This is a genomic window from Cohaesibacter marisflavi, assembly GCF_963665895.2.
GTDB classification, from domain to species: Bacteria; Pseudomonadota; Alphaproteobacteria; order Rhizobiales; family Cohaesibacteraceae; genus Cohaesibacter; species Cohaesibacter marisflavi.
In genome coordinates this window covers 633,788-656,205 of sequence record NZ_OY762534.1, presented here as the reverse complement: position 1 = coordinate 656,205, position 22,418 = coordinate 633,788, and the positions used below count along the sequence as shown (strand labels likewise).

At 55.2% G+C, this 22,418-nt stretch carries 19 protein-coding genes; 8 read left to right on the top strand and 11 right to left on the bottom strand.

Going from position 1 to position 22,418, the window contains the following annotated elements:
* Positions 1–17 precede the first annotated feature (17 nt).
* Together ACKPCT_RS04255 and ACKPCT_RS04250 are read left to right on the top strand one after the other, a co-directional pair.
* On the top strand, positions 18–629 hold the full coding sequence (locus tag ACKPCT_RS04255; protein ID WP_319568490.1) for an LOG family protein: 612 nt from the start codon (positions 18–20) through the stop codon (positions 627–629).
* A gap of 124 nt (positions 630–753) precedes the next feature.
* A complete protein-coding gene (locus ACKPCT_RS04250) occupies positions 754–1,218 on the top strand; it encodes a DMT family transporter (RefSeq protein ID WP_319568489.1) in 465 nt (154 codons plus the stop codon).
* Between the two features lie 9 nt (positions 1,219–1,227).
* Here the strand turns inward: ACKPCT_RS04250 and rarD are convergent, their stop codons facing one another.
* From rarD to cysS, 3 genes are all read right to left on the bottom strand, one after another.
* Positions 1,228–2,199, bottom strand: coding sequence for an EamA family transporter RarD (gene rarD, locus ACKPCT_RS04245; protein ID WP_090071797.1), 972 nt, complete (start codon positions 2,197–2,199; stop codon positions 1,228–1,230).
* 53 nt (positions 2,200–2,252) lie between these two features.
* Positions 2,253–3,839, bottom strand: coding sequence for a citramalate synthase (cimA, locus tag ACKPCT_RS04240; protein WP_319568488.1), 1,587 nt, complete (start codon positions 3,837–3,839; stop codon positions 2,253–2,255).
* Positions 3,840–3,928: 89 nt separating this feature from the next.
* Positions 3,929–5,329: a cysteine--tRNA ligase gene (gene cysS / locus ACKPCT_RS04235; protein ID WP_319568487.1), complete on the bottom strand. Its 1,401-nt coding sequence runs from the start codon at positions 5,327–5,329 to the stop codon at positions 3,929–3,931.
* A gap of 661 nt (positions 5,330–5,990) precedes the next feature.
* Here cysS and ACKPCT_RS04230 point away from each other — a divergent pair.
* The 4 genes from ACKPCT_RS04230 to ACKPCT_RS04215 are packed head-to-tail and all read left to right on the top strand — an operon-like array spanning position 5,991 to position 9,347.
* Positions 5,991–6,287, top strand: a complete 297-nt coding sequence (locus ACKPCT_RS04230; protein WP_090071804.1) for an ArsR/SmtB family transcription factor — start codon at positions 5,991–5,993, stop codon at positions 6,285–6,287.
* A 40-nt stretch (positions 6,288–6,327) separates the two neighbouring features.
* A complete protein-coding gene (gene pabB, locus ACKPCT_RS04225) occupies positions 6,328–7,872 on the top strand; it encodes an aminodeoxychorismate synthase component I (RefSeq protein WP_319568486.1) in 1,545 nt (514 codons plus the stop codon).
* Positions 7,869–8,441 (top strand): anthranilate synthase component II, encoded by a 573-nt coding sequence (locus ACKPCT_RS04220; protein WP_319568485.1) that lies wholly within the window; start codon positions 7,869–7,871, stop codon positions 8,439–8,441. Before pabB ends, ACKPCT_RS04220 begins: the two co-directional genes overlap by 4 nt.
* Positions 8,442–8,477: 36 nt before the next feature.
* A complete protein-coding gene (locus tag ACKPCT_RS04215) occupies positions 8,478–9,347 on the top strand; it encodes an aminotransferase class IV (RefSeq protein ID WP_319568484.1) in 870 nt (289 codons plus the stop codon).
* Between the two features lie 13 nt (positions 9,348–9,360).
* Here the strand turns inward: ACKPCT_RS04215 and ACKPCT_RS04210 are convergent, their stop codons facing one another.
* A complete protein-coding gene (locus ACKPCT_RS04210) occupies positions 9,361–9,855 on the bottom strand; it encodes a CreA family protein (RefSeq protein WP_319569380.1) in 495 nt (164 codons plus the stop codon).
* Positions 9,856–10,144: 289 nt separating this feature from the next.
* Here ACKPCT_RS04210 and ACKPCT_RS04205 point away from each other — a divergent pair, with 289 nt between their 5' ends.
* The gene (locus ACKPCT_RS04205; RefSeq protein WP_319568483.1) at positions 10,145–11,746 is read left to right on the top strand and encodes a SulP family inorganic anion transporter; all 1,602 of its coding nucleotides are present in this window, start codon (positions 10,145–10,147) and stop codon (positions 11,744–11,746) included.
* An 89-nt stretch (positions 11,747–11,835) separates the two neighbouring features.
* On the opposite strand, the gene ACKPCT_RS04200 is transcribed toward ACKPCT_RS04205, so the two are convergent.
* A complete protein-coding gene (locus ACKPCT_RS04200; protein WP_319568482.1) occupies positions 11,836–12,306 on the bottom strand; it encodes a flavin reductase family protein in 471 nt (156 codons plus the stop codon).
* Positions 12,307–12,690: 384 nt separating this feature from the next.
* Here ACKPCT_RS04200 and ACKPCT_RS04195 point away from each other — a divergent pair, with 384 nt between their 5' ends.
* A complete protein-coding gene (locus ACKPCT_RS04195) occupies positions 12,691–13,797 on the top strand; it encodes a DUF2865 domain-containing protein (protein ID WP_319568481.1) in 1,107 nt (368 codons plus the stop codon).
* Here the strand turns inward: ACKPCT_RS04195 and gltX are convergent.
* From gltX to ACKPCT_RS04165, 6 genes are all read right to left on the bottom strand, one after another.
* Positions 13,760–15,100 carry a glutamate--tRNA ligase gene (gene gltX, locus ACKPCT_RS04190; RefSeq protein ID WP_090071819.1) on the bottom strand — a complete coding sequence of 447 codons (1,341 nt, stop codon included), beginning with the start codon at positions 15,098–15,100 and terminating at the stop codon, positions 13,760–13,762. The two genes, ACKPCT_RS04195 and gltX, sit on opposite strands and share 38 nt — an antisense overlap.
* Before the next feature lie 45 nt (positions 15,101–15,145).
* Positions 15,146–16,804, bottom strand: a complete 1,659-nt coding sequence (locus tag ACKPCT_RS04185) for an NAD+ synthase (protein WP_319568480.1) — start codon at positions 16,802–16,804, stop codon at positions 15,146–15,148.
* Positions 16,805–17,022: 218 nt separating this feature from the next.
* Positions 17,023–18,405 carry a class II 3-deoxy-7-phosphoheptulonate synthase gene (locus ACKPCT_RS04180; RefSeq protein ID WP_319568479.1) on the bottom strand — a complete coding sequence of 461 codons (1,383 nt, stop codon included), beginning with the start codon at positions 18,403–18,405 and terminating at the stop codon, positions 17,023–17,025.
* Between the two features lie 260 nt (positions 18,406–18,665).
* Positions 18,666–20,117, bottom strand: coding sequence for a ribosome biogenesis GTPase Der (gene der / locus ACKPCT_RS04175; protein WP_090071825.1), 1,452 nt, complete (start codon positions 20,115–20,117; stop codon positions 18,666–18,668).
* A gap of 155 nt (positions 20,118–20,272) precedes the next feature.
* Entirely contained in the window at positions 20,273–21,640 is a 1,368-nt protein-coding gene (locus ACKPCT_RS04170) for an outer membrane protein assembly factor BamB family protein (protein ID WP_319568478.1), read from the bottom strand.
* Positions 21,637–22,332: a tetratricopeptide repeat protein gene (locus ACKPCT_RS04165; protein ID WP_319568477.1), complete on the bottom strand. Its 696-nt coding sequence runs from the start codon at positions 22,330–22,332 to the stop codon at positions 21,637–21,639. The genes ACKPCT_RS04170 and ACKPCT_RS04165 overlap by 4 nt, the downstream gene beginning before the upstream one ends.
* Positions 22,333–22,418: the final 86 nt, after the last annotated feature.

Sequence of the window (22,418 nt, the reverse complement as noted above, 5' to 3'; positions counted from 1 at the left end):
AATGCAACACAACATCCATGTCTAAATTAAAAAATATTTGCGTCTACTGCGGATCCGGAAGCGGTAAATCACCTATCTATGCAGATGCTGCGCGCTCGCTTGGCGAACAATTGGCCAAAGCGGATATCAGGCTTGTCTATGGTGGCGGAGCAGTTGGCCTCATGGGCATTCTTGCCAAGAGTGTACTCGACAACGGGGGCAATGTCACCGGAATCATTCCAGAGTTTCTTCAGGAACGCGAAGTCATGCTCGATACAGTCCAAGACTTGATCGTCACCAAGGACATGCATGAAAGAAAACGCAAGATGTTCGATGCAGCGCAAGCCTTTGTAGCGCTTCCCGGCGGCATCGGAACCTTGGAAGAAGTGGTCGAAATGCTCACCTGGGCACAATTGGGGCAACATAAGAAGCCGATTTTATTGGCCAATATTAATGGCTTCTGGGATCCTCTGGCTCGATTGTTCGATCATATGGAAGAAGAGGCCTTCTTTCGTCAGGGAATGGGCATTTCCTTTTTGACCGCCCGATCCACCGATCAGATCGTCCCCTTGCTACGCGAAGCAGTGGCCAAAATCCCCGAAGAAGAGATGGACGGATCACACCGAAACAGCAGTCTCGACGCTCTTTAGCAGCGCGCGATAGGGCGTATTCTATCCACACTTCGCGTTGCCATATCAGCACCGATACCATAGGATCCGCGCGCAAAACTCGGCTTCAACAAATATTGGCAGTCCAGTCTGCCCGGATGGCTTCATGAATCAACCTGCAACCCTGGGGGCTCTGGCGGCACTGATCGTCGGCGCTGTCATTTCCTTTCAGGCCATTCTGGCAGCCCGCATCAGTCTGGCAGACAACGCAGCCAGCACCGGGCTGGTCATGTATGTCGCAGGTGGCCTGATCGCCATTTCCCTGTTGGCGCTTTTCACCTATAACGGCCAATTGACGCTCGCCCCTCTGGGCTGGCAACGCATCTTGCAAATGCTGCTTGGCGGCCTTGCCGGCGTCATCATCGTCACCGGCTCGGCCTTTGCCTTTGCCAAGGTCAACCCGGCAGCCGCCGTAGCGCTTATTGTCTTTGGACAAATGGGCGTGGCCCTGCTCGCCGACTATCTGGGCGTCACCGGACAATCGTCGACGCCGATTGATTGGCGCAAGATTGCGGGTCTAACGCTTTTTGCAGCAGCGATCTGGCTGCTTATCACCCCCGGTAAAGACTAGGCCGCAGGCTCAGACCGCCTTTGACTTTGCGCGATTATGCCGCCTTTTGGAAAGCGCGTCATAGGAATAGACAGCAACCGATAGCCAGATCAGCATAAATGTTGCCAGCTTGCTCATGGAGATGCTTTCCTTGAGCACGAAAATGGCGATCATGAACTGGATGGATGGGTTGAGATACTGCATGATACCGATGGTTATCATATTAAGACGCTTGGCCGCACCAGAGAACCAGATCAGAGGCATGGATGTAATCAGCCCGGTGAAGATAAGCAGCAGCATTGTCGGCTTATCAGACAACACAAAATGCCCCGCCCCGCTGGTTTGCAGATACAGAATATAGCCAAATGCGATGGGTGTGATCGCGATCAGCTCCACCAGCAAGCCAAGATTGGCACCAACAGGCAAGATTTTGCGCAAATAGCCATAGGCACCAAATGTCAGCGCCAACAAGAGCGAAACAATCGGCACTGTGCCCAAGAGCAGCATCTGCAGCAAAATGGACAATATGGCAAGGCATATCGCGACAATCTGTAAGCGGGAAAGACGCTCAGACAATAGCAGATACCCGGTTGCCACATTGACCATGGGCACAATGAAATAGCCAAGGCTGGCCTCTGTCGCCTGCCCGTGGCCCACAGCCCAGACATAGGTGAGCCAGTTGCTACTGACGAGCAGCCCGGTCGCAATGAGCAAACCGAAAACACGCGGTTGCCTCAACACCGGCCAGACTTCCCCCCAACGTCTGCGCAAGAGAAACCACACAGCCATCAGAACCAGCGACCAGGAGATGCGATGCGCCACCACCTCAATGGCCGGCACATGAGCCAGCATCGAGAAATAGAGCGGGAAAATACCCCACGAGCCGTAGGCCCCCAGGGCCATCAGAAGCCCGATCTGGGTGTCTTTGCTGGCTGTCTCAGAGGACAATGTCCCATCGGAAGCGGGCGCAATGCCCCCGGCTTTATCGCGCATCTGGCTCATAGGGCCTCAGTTTCCGTGCCCAAAGAGCAACCATCTGCTGCCGGGGCGCATTATCAGGAATATTTGAGAAGCTTGAAGGTAATAGAATCCAACAAGGCCTGGAAGGAAGCGTCTACAATATTCTCGGAGACGCCAACTGTAAACCACCTGTGGCCGGCTCCATCACGGCTTTCGATCAGAACGCGGGTTATGGCGTCGGTGCCACCATTGAGGATACGCACCTTATAGTCCACCAGTTCTAGATCGTCGATCTTGCCCTGCAAGCGTCCCAGATCCTTGCGTAAGGCAAGGTCAAGCGCGTTGACCGGACCGGTTGCCTCAGCCACCGACATCAGCTTTTCACCATCCAGCCAGATCTTTACCACCGCTTCGGAGAGCGTCACCAGATCGCCGTTGGCATTATGCCGCCGCTCCACCATGACACGGAAACTCTCGATCTTGAAATATTCAGGCACCGAGCCCAGATGGCGCCGCGCCAACAACTCAAGCGACGCACTCGCGCCTTCATAAGCATAGCCATGGGCTTCGCGTTCCTTGACGATGGAGAGCAGATCCACAAGGCGTGGGTCGGACTTCTCAACCACGATACCCATGCGTTTGAGTTCGTCGATCAGATTGGACATGCCGGCCTGATTGGAAACCAGCACCTTGCGATGGTTGCCCACCAGCGCCGGATCCACATGCTCATAGGTCTGTGGATCTTTCAAAATGGCCGAGGCATGAATGCCCGCCTTGGTCGCAAAGGCACTGGCCCCGACATAGGGACTATGGCGATCCGGAGCCTTGTTCAGCAATTCGTCGAAACCACGCGAAATGCTCGTCAGTTCGACAAGTTTCTCATCGGGCACACCGATCTCGAATTGATCGGCGAACTCCTCTTTCAGCTTCAGCGTCGGGATCAGCGTGATCAGGTTGGCGTTGCCGCACCGTTCACCAATGCCATTGAGCGTGCCCTGAATTTGCCGGACCCCAGCCCGCACCGCCGCCAGCGAATTGGCGACAGCCTGTTCGGTGTCATTATGCGCATGGATACCGATATGAGTACCGGGCACCAATGTCAGCACATCCTCGACGATCTGGGTGATTTCATGGGGAAGCGTGCCACCGTTTGTGTCACACAGAACCACCCAGCGCGCACCGGCTTCATAGGCGGTCTTGACACAATCCAGCGCATAGGCCCGATTGGCCTTGTAACCATCGAAGAAATGCTCGCAATCGACCATAGCGACCTTGCCAGCCGCATTGGTTGCCTTTACAGACTCCGCGATCCCTTCAAGATTTTCTTCATTGGTGCAGCCAAGCGCCACATCCACATGGTAATCCCATGATTTGGCAACAAAACAGATTGCGTCCGAAGCGGCGTTGATCAAAGCCTGAACGCCAGGGTCATTCTCCACCGAGCGCCCTGCCCGTTTTGTCATCCCGAATGCAGTGAATGTGGCCTTCTTGGTGCGTTTTTCCTTGAAGAAGGCATCATCGGTCGGGTTGGCCCCGGGATAGCCTCCCTCGACATAGTCGATGCCCAGATCATCCAGAATGCCAGCAATGAGAATTTTGTCTTCTACGCTGAAATCGAGGCCGTTGGTCTGCGCACCGTCGCGCAAGGTGGTATCGAACAGATAAAGACGATCTTTGGTCATGTGTCTGGTCCTGAATGAAGAGAATGAATTTGGGCGCTTGCTTGCCCGGTCTAAAAAAGCGGGGCTGATGGAGCCCCGCCATGTTTCATTTAGCCTTCAAGGCTCCAGGTGGTCTCGAATGCACCCGTTTCCTTGTTCTTGCTATCCTTGAGTACGACGCCCATGGCAGCCAGCTTGTCACGCAATTCGTCGGACTTCGCAAAGTCCTTGCTGTTACGCGCTTCAAGGCGTTCATCAACGATTGCCTGAATGGCCGCTTCGTCAACGTCACCGGCTGCTGCCGGACGCCAGTCCGCCCATGCTTTCGGATCCTGCCCCAGCACACCGATCAACTGCTGCAACGTTGCCTTCAACGATGCAGCCGCGGCCTTGTCGCCCTGCGCTGCCTTGGAGCGCAAGCCATGCAACTCGGCAATGGCCTTTGGCGTATTGAGGTCATCGGCAAGAGCTGCCACAACGGCCGCATCAGGTTCACTAGCCTCAACGTCAGCCGTCAGGGCATACCATTGGTCCAGCATCCGCTTGGCTTCCTTCACGCCATCGGCGGTCCAGTTGAACGGTTTGGTGTAATGGGTCGTCAAAAGCGCAAGACGAATCGCCTCACCGGGATATTTGTCGATCAGGTCATGCACCGTGGTGAAGTTGCCCAGGGATTTGGACATCTTCTCGCCCTCGACCTGCACAAACCCGTTATGCATCCAGACCTTTGCCATCGCCTCATTGCCATGGGCACAGCGCGATTGGGCAATCTCGTTTTCATGATGTGGGAAGGTGAGGTCGATCCCACCACCATGAATGTCAAACACTTCGCCCAGATGCTTCTCGCTCATCGCCGAGCATTCGATATGCCAGCCCGGACGCCCCTCGCCCCATGGGCTCGGCCAGCGTGGTTCCCCTTCCTTGGAAGGCTTCCAGAGCACAAAATCCATCGGATTGCGTTTATAGGGAGCCACCTCGACGCGCGCCCCGGCGATCATGTCGTCCACCGAGCGACCGGATAGCTTTCCATAGTCTTCCATGCTGTCCACCGCGAAGAGAACATGCCCTTCCGCAGCATAAGCATGCCCCTTTTCAATCAGAGTGCCAATCATGCGCAGCATATCTTCAATATGCTCAGTCGCCCGTGGCTCGATGGTCGGGCGCATGGCACCAAGAGCATCCATATCGGCGTGATAAAGCGCGGTTGTCTCATCGGTCAGCTCACGAATGGAGATGCCTCTATCGGCTGCACGCGCGTTGATCTTGTCATCCACATCGGTGATGTTGCGCACATAGGTCACATGCTCGGGCCCATAGACATGGCGCAGCAACCTAAACAGCATGTCAAACACCACAACCGGACGCGCGTTGCCGATATGCGCCGTGTCATAAACGGTCGGCCCGCAGACATACATGCGAACATTGTCAGGGTCGAGTGGCGAGAACGCCTCTTTCTGCTTGGTGAGCGTGTTGTAAAGCATCAACTGAGTTTGTTCAGCATGTTCGGTCATTGACCCATTCCCAATTTTATTGCCGCCTCCGGCAGCCAATCAAAACACAAAACGCAAGGACAACCATTCCACAGAAAGGGCCCAAACCGTCGCGCAACCGCACATTCGTCGTTGGCCGGAAATCGTTTCATATTTTCAAGGGATGAGCGAAACGGCTCCAGCCAGCAAAGGTGCTAGTGGATAATAATCAAACCAATAATGCAGCAGTTGGTCAGACGGTCCGTTTTCATGCGGCCACAATGGCCAAATTGCCCTGCCACGTCAACCGCTCTTTTTATCAATTTATGTGGTTTTATAAGCGACTTTCCGACGCAAACAACGAGGAACGCACCCCTGTGGCAATCTCGCAGGTAGGATCTTTCATTTCCGCGTCTCTCTGCACTGACTATCGCATCAGACAAATTTTACCCCCTGCTCAGCAGAAAGCCTCTTCAAGAATGCCAACGAATTGCAAATTCTATCTGAAAGCACTTTTATAAAACGCGAAAATGCTTCACTCTCGTTCAACAATCGCTATAGTGCCTTTCCAAACACTCCGCGTGCTGAACAAATGCTTTCCTGATCGGATTTCACAAGACGGCGTCCGATATGCTATAGCCCCTCGAAGACAAGGGCCCGGCTTGATGAAAGCTTCGGACAAAAAATCAACTGGCTACAGACAATGAAAATACAAGAACTAGAACAAAATTCTGAAGAAGCAGCGAGCTTCCTGAAACTTCTGGCATCAGGGCCGCGCCTGCTCATTCTTTGTCAATTGATCGACGGTGAGCAGAATGTCGGAACGCTGGCTGAGAAAACGGGTCTGCGCATGACGACTGTTTCCCAGCATATGGCGTTGATGCGCGCGCAGAATATCGTCTCCACCCGCCGCGACGGTACGACGATCTATTATTCGCTCGCCAGCCCGATCGTGGAAGAAGTGCTCGCTGTCTTGCACAAGAATTTCTGCGGAGCCTGACTTCTAGCGGCTCCCTCTCAAGAGGATCCCGAGAATAGACATGGTCGGCACTTTCGATGAGAAGCCCCCGGTTCCGCGCGTTCGGGAGGTCCCCTTTACCGATCCGGCCAGCTTGCTCCCCGCATTAAGCAGCCAGCCCTATCTGGCATATCTGGATAGTGCGGCCCGGTCCCCCGCCCTTGGCCGCTATTCCTTTCTCTGTTTCTCGCCTTTTGCCATTTTCAGGGTGTCCGAGGGCACAGCCTATTGGAATGACAGCCCGCTTGCCGACCCTCCGCTTATCGCGCTGAACAACAAGCTGCAGGAATTTGCCCTGCAGCCCGTAGGAGATGGCTTGCCTCCTTTTCAGGGCGGAGCATTGGGTTATCTCTCCTATGAAGCAGGCAGACTGCTGGAAGTCTTGCCGCGCACATCGCGAGAAGACGAAGCGCTCGACGCAATTCTCCTGCCCTTTTATGATCTTGTACTAGCAATTGACCATTTTGCCCCTGAGGAAGGGCAAGACAAAGCCCTGACCGAAAGCACCACAGAACGCGCCTATGTCTTCTCTTCCGGCAGGCCCTTTAAAGGGGATGAGTGCGAACACCATGCAGCAGAGCGTCTCGACTGGTTTTGCGATCAATTGAATAAAGCAAGCAAGGCAAAGCCTGCCCTGCAGGCAAGCCAGACCTCGCCGCCCTCCATTTGCGGCTGGAGATCTGATGTTTCCCGCTCCGACTTTGAGAATTCCATCACCAAGACGCGCCACTATATCCGGCAGGGCGACATCTTTCAGGCCAACATCACCCAGCGGTTTTCTGCACCCATGCCAAAGGCTACCAACGCGACACCGCTGGCCTATTACGGCGCAATGCGTGCGCACAATGCGGCCCCCTTTGCAGCCTACCTGGCCTATCCCGACCATGTGATTGCCTCCAGCTCGCCCGAGCGCTTCATCACGCTAGATGCATCGGGCAATGTGGAGACCCGCCCGATCAAGGGCACTGCGCCGCGTGATCTTGCCAACCCGGAGCGAGACAAGACCAATGCGGAAATCTTGCTCAACAGCGAGAAGGATCGCGCCGAGAATATCATGATCACCGATCTGATGCGCAACGATCTCTCCCGCGTCTGTGAGCCGGGCAGCATCAAGGTGCCCGATCTCTGTGCGCTTGAAAGCTACGCCCGCGTGCATCATCTGGTATCCACAGTGCAAGGCAAACTGAAAGCCCCCAATGGCGCAGTCGCCTTGCTCGCCGCGTCTTTCCCGGGCGGGTCCATCACCGGAGCCCCAAAAATCCGCGCCATGGAAATTATCACCGAGCTGGAAGACCTACCCCGCGGCGCCTATTGTGGCTGTATCGGATATATCGGCTTCAATGGCACCATGGACACCAATATCGCCATTCGCACCGTTACATTCAAAGATGGCATGGCGCATTTCAATGTCGGCGGCGGCATAACCATTCTGTCCGATCCGGCTGAGGAATATGAAGAATGCCTGCACAAGGCCTCAGCACTATTTAAGGCTTTCGGCACGTCCATTGAAGACGAGCGCGCAACACTGGAGCATTCTCCCGCAACAAAAGGCGGGAAGCAGCCGTGATCCTCATTCTCGACAATTACGATTCCTTTGTCTTCAATCTTGCCCGCTATTGCGAGGAATTGGGAGAAGCCGTCACCGTCTACCGCAATGACGCGCTGGACATCGCAGACATTGCCCGCCTCGATCCGGATGCCATTTTGCTCTCTCCCGGCCCCGGACGGCCAGAAGATGCCGGTATCATGATCGATCTGATACGCCATTTTTCCGGCCGCATTCCAATCCTTGGCATCTGCCTTGGCCATCAGGCCATCGGTCATGCCTTTGGTGCAGAAGTCATACGGGCCAAACAGCCCATGCATGGGCGCGCAAGCCAGATCAGCCACGAAGAGACCGGCATATTCCGCACCATATCGTCTCCGCTCAAGGTTGCCCGCTACCATTCACTGGTCGTCTCGCCGCAGGCTGTCCCCTCCGATCTTGTCGTGACGGCATGGTCTGAGGAGGGCGAAATCATGGCCCTTAAACACGCAACCCACCCGACAATTGGATTGCAGTTTCATCCCGAGTCGATCCTGACCGACTATGGGCACACCCTGCTCAAGAATTTTCTGGACGATGCTCATGCTTGAATGCAGATACGGCAACCAAAGGAAAGGCATTCCATCATGAAAGCGACAATACTGAACGGCACCCTCTTTGTTGGAGAGGAATGCGACGACGTCTCGCTTTCTGCATCAGATCGCGGTTTTCTGCTTGGTGATGGCCTGTTTGAAACCTTGCCTGTCTTGCATGGGGCGCCGCTTTGGTGGCAAGAGCACAGTGCGCGCCTTACCCAAAGCGCCAACCGTCTGGGGATGTCCCTGGACCCTATCATGCTGGAACACACAGTAAGCCAGCTTGCAGCCTTGTCCAAAGAGACCAACACCATTTTGCGGATTGCCGTCTCCCGTGGCAGTGGCGGACGTGGGCTCCTGCCCCCGGTGGAGGCTCGCCCAACCCTATTGGCAACGCTGGCGTCCTTGCCCGATGGTCTTGCCTTTCAAGACATGAGCCTTGCCACCAGCACCATCCGACGCAACGCACAGTCCCTCACCGCCAGCATCAAGAGCAACAATTATCTCGATAATATCGCCGCCGCTCAACAGGCCGAACAGGCTGGGGCCAGCGATGCGCTGTTGCTCAACACAGAGGGCAAGATTGCCTGCACCACCATCGGCAACCTCTTCTCCCTTCATGGCAGCTGCCTGACGACACCGCCCGTCTCCGACGGTGTCCTACCCGGCATTGTGCGCCAGCAGCTGCTGACACTGGCGCCGCAATGGGGCTTTGAGGCAACGGAAGCCTCTCTCTCTTCTGAGGATGTAAAAAAGGCTGATGGCCTCTTCATGACCAACAGCCTTCGCTTCATTCGTCGGGTCACCGCATGGGATGATCACGCTTATACTGCTGCGCCTGATGATCCCATCTCACAACTGCAAACGCATATGAGAGACCATGTCGCCAAGCTCACCGGCGTTACCATAGGGCATTTATAAAACCCAAGACAGATCAATCATCCAGCCAGTCTTCACAGCGCGGGGCTTCATGATCTCCCCATGGCATGATAGGCACCGTGGAGGTTGAGTTTTTCGGGCTGCCCTCAATCAGCTTGTCTGAATAGCTCAGATAAACCAGCACATTACGGGTCTTGTCACAGCCACGCACGATACGCATCTTCTTGAAAAAAAGCGACCGGCGCTGTTCGAACATTTCCTCGCCCTGCTCGAATTTCTTCTTGAAGGAAATCGGCCCCACCTGACGACAGGCCAGCGAGATATCAGAGACCTCTTCGGCAACACCGAGCATGCCAGACACGCCGCCCTTTTCAGGAACAGTATAGTGGCAGGCCACCCCCTCCACCAGCGGATCATCAATCGCGTAGGTCGCCAGTTTGTGGTCAGGCGTGAGAAGCTTCCAGACCGTGGACTTCTTGAAAATCAGTTCCGGACCATCAGCTGCGGACACAGCCGAAACGCTCATGACAACAGCTAGACCGACACCCATCAATATGCGAAGCATAATAAAATCCTGTTTTAGAATCAGTTTGCGGCCATTGTGGCCAGCCCGTTCAGTAGATGCCAATGCGCATCGCTACCTCTACGAGACACTGAAGCAGATATAGGGAGACATCTTGGAAAAATCGAGGCGCGAAACAGCTATGCAGGCGAAAATGAGGCACTATCGCTTGCCATTTCCGGACGTATACGTTAAAAACGCTCGAATTATTAGAAATAACACGTATTTTTGAAGCACCTTTTAGGTCCTTCTCCCCTATCCCCGCTAGGAAAGAACCATGAACCCACAGACCTCCTCTGCGGATGGCCTGCGCGAACGTTTCCGTTTTGATTTGTCTCCCGAGCAGCTCAAAACAGACACTCTCTCCGGCCTGACCGTCGCCCTGGCGCTCGTGCCAGAAGCCGTTGCCTTTGCCTTCGTGGCGCAAGTTCATCCACTCGTCGGACTTTATGCTGCCTTTATCGTTGGCCTCATCACTGCCGTTCTCGGCGGCCGCCCGGGCATGATCTCCGGTGCAACAGGTGCCCTTGCCGTTGTCATGATCTCTCTGGTTGTCACCCACGGTGTTGAATATCTCTTTGCCACAGTCATCCTGATGGGCATCTTCCAAATCCTTGCCGGCGTGTTGCGCTGGGGCAAATTCATTCGCATGGTGCCCCATCCGGTGATGCTCGGCTTCGTGAACGGCCTTGCCATTGTCATCGGCCTTGCCCAGCTCAGCCAGTTCAAGGTCAAGGATGCCTCTGGCGCCCTCGTCTGGATGTCCGGCACACCGCTTTACACGATGCTCGGCCTTGTTGTCGTTACCATGGCTATCATTTGGCTGGCCCCCAAAGTCACCAAGGCAATCCCGGCCCCTCTGTTGGCTATTGTCGCGGTTTCACTGATCGTTATCGGCCTTAATCTCGATATCCCCCGTGTGGGTGACATGGCCCAGATTGCTGGCGGCCTGCCGGAATTCCATATTCCGATGGTCCCGATCAATCTGGAAACCCTGCAGATCATCGTCCCCTATGCGGCTATTCTGGCAGCTGTCGGCCTCATTGAAAGCCTACTGACGCTCAATCTCGTCTCCGAAATGACCGATTCCCACGGCGGTGCTTCCAAGGAATGCGTCGCTCAGGGCACAGCCAACATTGTCACAGGTTTCTTCGGCGGCATGGGCGGCTGCGCCATGATCGGCCAGTCCATGATCAACGTAAAGTCCGGCGGGCGCACGCGCTGGTCTGGCATCTCGGCGGCGCTGTTCCTGCTGGCCTTCATCCTGTTTGCCTCAGGCCTCATCGAGCAGATCCCTCTGGCAGCATTGGTTGGCGTCATGTTCATGGTTGTCATCGGCACCTTCGCCTGGCGCAGCCTGCAGATCATGACCAAGATCCCGCGTCATGATGCCTTTGTCATTCTGCTGGTCACCGCCGTTACGGTCTATTCCGACCTTGCCGTTGCCGTGATCGTTGGTGTCATCGTCTCGGCGCTCGTCTTTGCCTGGCAGGCGGCCAAACGCATAGATGTGAGCGTCAGCACCGAAGAGCATGGCTGGAAGGTCTATGAGTTGCGCGGCCCGCTCTTCTTTGGCTCGATCGCCAGCTTCAACGAACAATTCGACCCGAAATCCGATCCCGAAGATGTGGTAATCGAATTCATGGGCGCCCGCGTTTGGGACCATTCGGCCCTTCAGGCCATTGATTCACTGGCCACCAAATATGAAGAACAGGGCAAGAAGCTGCACCTGCGTCATCTCTCGACGGACTGCAAAAATCTGCTGCAAAAAGCAGACAAGTTCGTAGAAGTCTCCGTTATCGAAGACCCTCATTATGAGGTTGCCGTGGATTACGCAGAAATGTTCGGCAAGAAGCCGGTGCCGCAGCCGCAAAGCTAGGCTTCACCGCCAGTTTCAAACCAAAAGAAACCTCCCGGAAAGCTCAGCTTTCCGGGAGGTTTTGATTCCTACCAAGCCTCATCAAGAGGTTAGGCAAGCGCGCGATAGCCGCCGCCGTAATAAACAAGCGGATCGCCATCGGACACGGCAATATCGACCACCCGACCAAGCAGAATGACGTGATCGCCCCCTTCAATGATTTGCTCCGTCTTACAGTCGATCCGTGCCAGAGCCCCGTCAATCAGAGGCGCGCCGGTTTGCCCTGCGCTCCATTGAACCTTCTCGAAACGATCCTCGGCCATGGCCGCAAAAAGATTGGAAGCCATTTGCTGATCGTGCGCCAGAATGCTCACACCATAAAAGCCGCTATTGCAGAAGGCATCCATCTGGTTGGAGCTCTTGTCCAGCGACCAAAGCACCAGAGGCGGATCCAGCGAAACGGAATTGAAGCTGTTGACGGTTAGCCCCATGGGCGCGTCCCTGTCATCCATAGTCGTAACGATGGCTATACCGGTCGCAAAGCGTCCGAGGGCATTACGAAACTCTGTTGCTTCAATCATGAACCTATCCAAACAAAACCATAAAAGACGGAACGGCCCTCTGCCTGCTCAGAGCCCTTCGATTTCCACCGGTCTCTTACCGTAGTTTTCCATATCAGGACAAGGGAAAACCGCGAATTTCTTGGGCCTGGACGGTGAAACCACTTTGCATTTTGTCGTGAGAGTCATAATCAATTGCAAATTTTGCGAGAATTCCTTGGTTGGCAAAGGACATGCACGAAAAAATGACTATAATTTCGCCTCAATCGGAGGTGATTCTGGAGCAGAAAAGCTGAAATTTTCTTCCCTCGAACAATCCGCCTACACATGATGCGTTTGGTAAGGCGGCCCCATTTAATCGATCTGTCAGAGGCCATGAATTTGGGACCAAAGATGAAAAGGCGCGTGAGTTTAGCCGGACTGTTTGTTGCTACAATCTGGGCAACGCTCCCCGTAGAGGCCCAAACCTCCTGGTCGTCAAACGATCAGATTTGTGCGCAGCTGGAGGGCGACCTCGCACGACTCCAGCGCGGGGGCGGCTTGACCTCATCGAGAAACTATCAAAAGCTCGATGCTGCGGTTCACAAGCAGCAGGCAGAACTGGACAATGCCCAGGCGCGCGCCAAGCGCGATGCCTGCTTTGGTGGCAACATCTTCCTGTTCCGCAGAACGCCCAAGGCCTCCTGTCCGGCGCTGGTCAAACGCATCGACAAGATGAAACGCAATCTGGCCGCTCTGGAACAAAAACGCAACCGCTATGCCCCTCCGCCCGACAATACAGGACAGAGGAAAGCGCAAATTCTCACCCAGCTGGCCCGCGCCGGTTGCGGCGAACAATATCAGCAATTTGCGCAGCCAGTACGCCAACAACGGCGCGGCCTGTTCGGATCCCTGTTTGGCAATGGCGGCGGCTCCGTGCGTGAATATAATCTAAGGGACTATGATATTCCGCAGGTTGGCACCTTCCGCACGGTATGTGTGCGAGCCTGTGATGGTTTCTTCTTCCCCATCAGCTTCTCCACCACCCAGAATGGCTTCCAGCGGGATGCCCAGATGTGCCAATCCAGCTGCCCGGGCACGGATGCGGAATTGTTTGTCTATCACAATCCCGGCGAGAGCCCTGACGACATGGTGTCCCTCTCTGGCCAGCCTTATCAGGCGCTGGAAACAGCCTATCTTTACAAGCAGGAATATGTGCCGGGTTGCTCCTGTCAGGCTCCGGCAAGCCAGATGGCCTCCATCTCCAACAGCGACCGCCCACGCGCGCAGGCCATGACGCCACAGTTCACACCGGCGCCGCCGCGCCAGAGTACACCGGCCACTCCACTTGTGCCATTCCCTTCGCCCAAGCAGACCGCAATGGTTGATCCCGATACTCAGGCACTGGCGCGCTATGGCATGAAGTTCGAACCCTATCAGCCGCCTGAAGTCAGTGCGGACGCCAATTCGGTCCGCACTGCTGATGGGCGTTCGATCAGGATAGTCGGTCCACGCTTCTTTGGTAACCAATAATCGGCAGGAATGACGCCAGCTCCGGCCCATGCGAGCGACCGGTCAAAGCCACGCGCAACGGCATGAAGAGGGACTTCCCTTTTCTGCCGGTTTCAGCCTTGAGAGCAGATGTCCAGCTTTTCCAGGTGGTTGCATCCCAAGGCTCAGACGGCAGCAGCTCAAGCGCCTTGGCATAGAATTCGGCGTCTTCATCCGATTTCTCGACAGCATCATCTGGCAAACCGTCATGGGCGATGGACCACCAGTCTTTGACATCAGGCAACCGCTCGATATTACCGCGCACAGCCTGCCAAAAGGCTTCGCCTCCCTCGACACCAAGGGCAGACAAACGATCAGACACGACTGAATAATCCGTCTCATGCAGAATGCGCGCATTGAGATGATTGAGATCGGCCATATCGAACTTGGATGAAGAGCGCGATACCTTGTCGAGTGCAAACAAGTCAGCCAGAGCTTCCATATCCGCCAGCGGCTGAACAGACTCAGAAGTCCCATTCAGAACAGCAAAAATCGCAACGGACAGTGGCTCATAGCCTTCTTCCCGCATCTGCCGGATAGAGAGCGACCCAAGCCGCTTTGACAGCCCCTCACCGCTGGCATTGATAATCAGATTGTGATGGGCAAATTTCGGGCTCTTGCCAGACAAGATTTCAAACAGCTGGATCTGAACCGCCGTGTTGGTCACATGGTCATCTCCGCGAATGATCATGGAAACCCCCATGTCGATGTCGTCAATCACCGAGGGCAGCGTGTAAAGATAGGTGCCATCGGCGCGGATCAGAACCGGGTCAGACACACTATCGCACTCGATGCTCTGAGAACCGCGAATGCCATCTTCCCAGCTGATGGTTTTCTGATCGAGCAAAAAGCGCCAATGGGGCTTGCGGCCCTCGGCCTCATAAGCGGCAATCTGCTCTTCAGTCAGCTTTAGGGCCGAGCGATCATAAACCGGCGGCAGACCACGTGCACGCTGGCGCTTGCGTTTCCGGTCCAGCTCGTCAGGCGTTTCATAACAAGCATAAAGCCGGCCCAGATCCCTGAGCTTCTTGGCAACCGTGTCGTAAACGCCCATGCGTTCGGATTGACGTTCGACCCGATCGGGCTTCACGCCAAGCCAAGCCAGATCCTCGGCGATATTGTCTGCATATTCCTTTCGAGACCGTTCCTGATCGGTGTCATCATAGCGCAAGATGAATTGACCGCCGGTCTTCATCGCTACCAGCCAGTTGATCAGCGCCGGACGCGCATTGCCGATATGAATATTTCCCGTCGGAGACGGAGCGAAACGAACGATTTCAGCCATCAGGCAGACTTCCTTAAATTGATATTGCGGGTTTGACGGGCGCTATCAGCCTCTGTCACGGAACCCGTTGGTGATTGGATAGCGCCGGTCGCGACCGAAATTCTTCTCGCTGAGCTTGACGCCCGGCGCAGACTGGCGGCGCTTATATTCGGCGATATAAAGCAGATGTTCGATGCGGCGCACCAGATCTGGAGCATGGCCTCGCTCGACGATTTCCTCGATGCCCATTTCCTTCTCGACGAGGCATTCCAGAATGTCGTCCAGAACCGGATATTCAGGCAAACTGTCCTGATCGGTCTGGTTCTCACGCAATTCCGCCGTAGGTGCCTTGGAAATGATATTGGCCGGAATGACCTCCCCTGCAGGCCCCAAAGCCCCGTCGGGCTTGTGCTGGTTACGCCATGCAGAAAGATGGTAAACCGCCATCTTGTAGAGATCCTTGATCGGATTGAAGCCGCCATTCATGTCGCCATAAAGCGTGGCATAACCAACGGACATTTCAGACTTGTTGCCCGTGGTTACGACCATATTGCCGAATTTGTTCGATACGGCCATCAGAATAGTGCCACGCGCACGGGACTGAAGGTTTTCTTCCGTCACGCCCTCGTCTGTGCCCTCAAAAAGGCCAGACAGAGCTTCCGAGAAGCCTTCCACCGGCTTGACGATATCAACGACATCATAGCGCACGCCAAGCGCCTTGGCGCAATCAGCAGCATCTTTGAGGCTCTCACCGGATGTGTAGCGATATGGCAGCATCACACAATGCACACGATCCGCACCAAGAGCATCCACAGCCAGCGCTGCGCAGATTGCCGAGTCGATACCGCCGGAGAGACCAAGCACAACGCCGGGGAAACGGTTCTTGTTGACATAATCACGCAGCCCCAGCATGCAGGCAGACCAAGCGCTTGCATCGCGGTCCATCACCGGCTCGATCGGGCCGGAAAGCATCCATTTGCCATCGATGCGCTCGGCAACGAGAACCTGTTGATCCTCGGCAAAACCAACCATCTGCATGGCCAGCGAACGGTCGCCATTCAACGCAAAGGAAGCACCGTCAAACACCAGTTCATCCTGCCCGCCAACCTGATTGAGATAAACCAGCGGCAGCTCCGTTTCGATCACGCGCTGGATGGCAACCTGTTGACGCACTTCCCATTTATCCAGATTGAAGGGCGACCCATTGGGTACCACCAGAAGCTCAGCGCCCGTCTCGGCGAGACATTCGCAAACCTCGATATCCCAGATATCCTCACAGATGGGCACACCAACAGCCACGCCGCGCAAGTTGATCGGTCCCGGCATCGGGCCTGCGGCGAACACGCGCTTTTCGTCAAACACACCATAGTTCGGCAGATCGGCCTTGTAGCGCACCGCCTGCACTTCGCCATTGTCCAGAAGACAAACAGCGTTATAAAGCCGCTCTCCGTCCACCCATGGCGAGCCAATCAGGATGGCCGGAGCGTCGCCTTCAGTCAATTCGGCAAGCTTTTCCACCTGCTCACGACAGGCATCCTGAAAGGCTGGCTTCAGAACGAGATCTTCAGGCGGATAGCCTGAGATGAACAGCTCACTGAGCACCAGACAATCCGCGCCTTGTTCGGCAGCGACCTTGTGAGCAGCGCGGGCCATTTCGGCGTTACCCGCAATATCCCCCAGATGGGGATTGAGTTGAGCAAGGCTGAAGACAAGTCTTTCGGTCACGGCGCGATCCTGTATTGCAATAGTGTTATTGAAGCGAGGAGCTTACAAACTCTCGACTAAAGATATAAAGCCAGAGAATGCGATAATCCAATGTAAAGTGACCAGAGCAGCTATCCTATTTGACGCATTCCAGTTTTCAAGGCCACTCACAAACAATTCCGGCAAAAGAAAAGCCCGACAGAGTGCCGGGCTTTCATGAATGGAATCAGGAAGCGCCTTTAGTAAGGCGCAATTTCGCTCGCATCGAGGCTGGCACGGTGCTTCTTGATATTGTCGGCAATCAGGAAAGCCAGTTCAAGAGACTGATCCGCATTGAGACGCGGATCGCAAACCGTATGGTAGCGATCTGACAAGTCATCCTCTGAAATGGCATGGGCACCACCGGTGCATTCCGTGACATTCTTGCCCGTCATCTCAACATGCACACCGCCAGGGTAAGTCCCCTCTGACCGATGCACCGCAAAGAAGCTCTCAACCTCTTTCAGAATGCGCTCGAACGGGCGGGTCTTGTAGCCATTAGCTGCCTTGACAACGTTGCCATGCATCGGATCGCAGGACCACAGCACCTTGTGCCCTTCACGTTTAACCGCTTTGACAAGATTTGGCAGATGGTCAAAGACCTTGTCAGCCCCAAAACGCGTAATCAGCGTCAGCCGACCGGCTTCATTGTCCGGATTGAGTACGTCGATGAGGCGAAGCAGCTCGTCAGGCGTCATGCTCGGGCCGCATTTCAAACCGATCGGATTTTCAATACCGCGGAAGAATTCAACATGCGCATGATCGATCTGGCGCGTGCGGTCACCAATCCAGAGCATATGGCCAGAGGTGGCATAATGCAGACCGGTGGTCGAATCGACGCGCGTGAAGGCCTGCTCATAACCGAGCAACAAGGCTTCATGGCTGGTGAAGAAGTCCGTGGAGCGCAGGCTTTCTGTCTTGGAAGGCTCAACACCGCAGGCACGCATGAAATCCATGGCCTCGGTGATGCGGTCGGCCAACTCACGATAACGCGGGCCTTGCGGACTATCCTTGAGGAAATCCATCGTCCACTGATGCACATGGTCCAGATTGGCATACCCACCCTGAGCAAAGGCACGCAGCAGATTCAGCGTTGCCGCTGACTGGCGATAGGCCATGATCATGCGCTGCGGATCTGGTACGCGTGCATCGCTACTAAATCCGGTCTCGTTGATGATATCGCCTCGATAGCTTGGCAGTTCCACACCGTCAACAGTCTCTGTCGGCGAGGAACGCGGCTTGGCGAACTGACCAGCAATACGGCCAACCTTGACCACCGGAGAAGCGGCGGCAAAAGTCAGAACGGCTGCCATTTGCAGGAACACACGGAAGAAATCGCGAATATTGTCAGGATGATGTTCCACGAATGCTTCAGCGCAATCGCCGCCCTGAAGCAGGAACCCTTCACCTTCAGCAACTCGCGCCAACTGCTTACGCAATTTGCGCGCCTCGCCAGCAAAGACCAAAGGCGGATAAGTGGCAAGCGTGCTTTCGACAGCGGCTACTGCTTCGGCATCGGGATAATCCGGCACCTGCTGGATCGGCATTGATCTCCAGCTGTCCGGTGTCCAGGTCTTGCTCATTTTGTCCTCTTTTCACTCTGCTGAACGCCTGTAAATACAGGTCTGTAAAATAAACCGACCCCACTGATCTCACGAGAGGATCGTAAACAAAGGGGTCGGCGAAGATGTTATACACATCAAGGCAGAGCGATGCCACAGAAGTTTGCGCAAATCTATGAAAAAATGCGTCATCAATTGGTCACAAAATGACAAACTAATAGAGCGAAATTCATAGATATTACAAAAGCAGGATCATTTCGGACAAAAACTCGAAAGAGCTGCTAGTAAATCTTCCGTTTGGCTGCTTTTGCTGCATAGGGGTTATCCCCCTTACGCATCAACATACGCACCGGTACGGCAGGAATATCAAACGTATCGCGCAAATCATTGAGCAAATAGCGCTGATAGCTATCTGGCAGGTCGTCCGGACGGGAACACATGACCACAAAGGTCGGCGGGCGCGTCTTGATCTGGGTGACATAGCGCACCTTGATACGACGACCACCAACGGCTGGAGGCGGATGGCCTTGCGTTGCACCATTGAGCCAGCGGTTGAGACGGGAAGTGGAAACACGGCGGTTCCAAACTTCATAAATATCAAGCACCGACTTCATCAGCCGATCCAGATTCTTGCCCGTCAGACCGGAAACCGGAACAAGCGGCACATCGCGCATCTGCGGCAGAAGGCGCGTTGCCTTCTCGCGCAGCTCGGCCATCATCTCTTGCGGTTTCTCGACAAGATCCCACTTGTTAAGAGCAATAACAATTGCGCGCCCTTCCCGACCGACAAGATCGGCAATCTGCAGATCCTGTTTCTCAAACGGCTTGGTCACGTCCAGCGTCACAATCACCACTTCGGCAAACTGGATCGAGCGCAGCGCATCAGAGACGGAAAGCTTCTCAAGTTTCTCCTGCACACGCGCCTTGCGCCGCATGCCAGCAGTATCAAACAGCTTGAACTTGCGATCTCGGAACTCCCAGTTCACCGAGATGGAGTCGCGCGTAATGCCCGCTTCCGGTCCGGTCAACAGGCGATCTTCGCCGATGAGATTGTTGATGAGCGTCGACTTGCCCGCATTCGGACGCCCGACAATAGCTACCCGCAAGGGCTTCGTCGGATCATAGAGCGGAGCCTCGGACTCGTCATCCTCGATGTCGACATCCACCAGTGGGCCATCGTCCTCAGCAAGAGCTGCCTCAATGGCATCGGCTTCATCACTGCCGAGTTTGGCTCTCTTTTCCTCATCATACTTGACGAGTTCTTCATAAAGATCCGCCATGCCGATGCCATGCTCGGCAGAGAGCGGCATAGGCTCACCCAGACCAAGCGAAAAGGCTTCATAATATCCGGCGTCAGAGGCTTTGCCTTCGGACTTGTTGGCCAGCAATATGGTCGGTTTGCCTGCCTTGCGCACCATGGCGGCAAAATGCTCGTCCATCGGAGTTGTGCCGGCGCGCGCATCCATCATGAAAAGAACCACATCGGCCATACCGATGGCTTCTTCAGTCTGCAGGCGCATGCGTGTTTCCAGCGCATCCTCTTCGGCCACTTCCAAACCGGCAGTATCGATGATGTTGATATGCAGATCGCCCAGCTGCACCTCGCTCTCGCGCCGATCACGGGTAACCCCCGGACGGTCATCAACGAGCGCCAGCTTCTTGCCAACCAAGCGGTTGAACAGCGTGGATTTGCCAACATTGGGGCGACCCACAATGGCTACATTCAGTTTCATTTCACTTCGTCCAAACAGATCGAATGAGGTTGGCCCCGCAAAAGATGCTGCGAAGCCCTATCCTCTAAATAGCACGGCACCCCGGAGCCGCAAAGCAACTCCGGGGTTACCAATGAATTCCTAAGGTTTCCCAACCGCTAAAAAAGAGGGAGCCTCTAGTTATAAGCGGACAGACGACCCGATCCGCTCAGCATGATCAAACGACCACTCACGGCAATTGGGGCGATAAAGACGGGATCCTTGATGTCTCTGGTGAGCACTATGCTCCCGTTTTTCGGGTCCACAGCGGCCAGTTTTCCGTCGTTGGATGTCACCCAAAGGCGACTGCCAGCCAACACCGGACCGGCCCAACTCGTACTTTTCTTCTTGCTTCTAACCGAAGGCAGCTGGCTTGACCAGCGAATTTTACCGGTTTTCTTGTTAAGAGCGACAATCCGGTCATCCAGATCGACAACGAATATGCTGTTGCCTGCAACGACAGGAGCATGCACCGAGCCCAAAGACCTGTCCCAGATCCGCTCGCCGTCGCGCACCCGCAGGGCAATCGTGTTGCCGCTTACGCTCGACGCATAGACAATACCGTCAGAGACGACCGGACCACCGGCGATCGCCGAGATACCAGAGATCGCGTAACGACGGGTACCCTGAACGATGGTGTCAGACCAACGCATTTCACCCGACTTGATATCCAGCGCCACAAGCTCGCCAGAGGTGCCGGAAAACAGAACCGTGTTGCCACTAATAGCAGGCGCGCCAGATCCCATCAGACCGGTTCCCTGAGGAATACCCTCAAACGTCCAGAGCTCACCGCCATCAGAAACATTGACAGCAAACAGGGAGTTTGTAGCCGAAACGGCAAGGACCGTATTGCCGACAACAACCGGAGCCCCTCGCGCGGGCGCATCAAGCTGGAATGTCCAGAGACGGCGACCGCTGCCAGCATCCAACGCAACAAGCTCGCTAAAGCCGGTCGCGGCAAAAACGCGCGCGCTATCCATGGTCACCGCACCACCAATGGACACGCCTTTTTCATTCTGGGGCCTTACAGAGACATTCCAGATGCGGCCACCATTGGAGGCATTATAAAGGGAGACTGCCCCGTCAGGGCTATAAACAGCAACCCGTCCACCAACAGACACAGGGCGCGCCGCGGCGCGCTCGTCAGAGTCACCACCGCGAATGGCGGCATTGGCGCTCCATACGCGAGCACCCTGCCCGCTAAAGGAGACGTTCGGTGGATTGTTGGTCGTCGGACCACCGGCCTGAGACCAGGAAGAGAAATCGACAGCCCCCGGAATGGATACCGGCGAAGTATCTTCCACCTTGGCAACAGCAGCGGTGTCAAACAGCGACTGCCGCTCGCCCGGCAAGACTTCTTCCGGTGTCTTGAATGGATTCACGTCGCTTGCAAAATCAGTCACGCTGGAACAGCCTGCCAAACCGAGCACAAGAGCCACCATTGCGGCCTTGCCGGCATATGCCAGAGAACGCGTTTCGGTTTTCACACCTGATGCAGGTCTCATTCAGCAGCCTCCTTGGCAGTGCTTTCTCCGCCTTCTTCAAATTGAGAGCGGATATAATTTACATAAACTTCAGCGCGCTGACGCATTTCAGGCGGGGTTTCCGCATCCTGCGAAATCCGCTCTGCGATCGGCATGGCCTGAGCGTAATCCTGCTTTTCCAGATAGGCCAGCATCACCAGCTCTCTGGCTGAATGACGGAAACCATTGTTATCCATCAAGCCGGTCAGCTCGTTGATCACTTCATCGGCCTTGCCCTGATTGAGCATCAGAACATTGGCGCGGATGCGCGCAAGGCTCTGGATAACTGGCTGAACATCAGGATTGTTGGCCGCATCCTTGAAAAGAGCAATCGCTTCGTCGACATCGCCACTGGCAGCCTTTTCAGAAGCGATACGCATCTCGGCGAGCAGCGGATATCCACCCGTCCCTTCAGCCTTGATTTGTTCAAGCGCAGCGAGCGCCTCATCTTTTTTGCCGTCTTCAGAAAGGCTGAGCGCATGAATGAAGGCATCCCCTGCCTTGGCAGCCTGTGTCTGGCGCCAATATTCATAGCCCTTGTCCGCTGCAGTTCCCAAAACGATCAGAAGAGCAAAGCCGATCACATAGGGGCCGAACTTGTCCCACATGCTCTTGATCTGCTCATGGCGCAGCTCTTCATCGACTTCACGGATAAAATCGGACTCAGACATCATTCCTCGCTTGCGCCGGACAATCGGGCCGGCAGACTTTCTCTTCGACTGCCCGAAAGGCAGACCAATATTCCGTTTCTGTTGCGGGA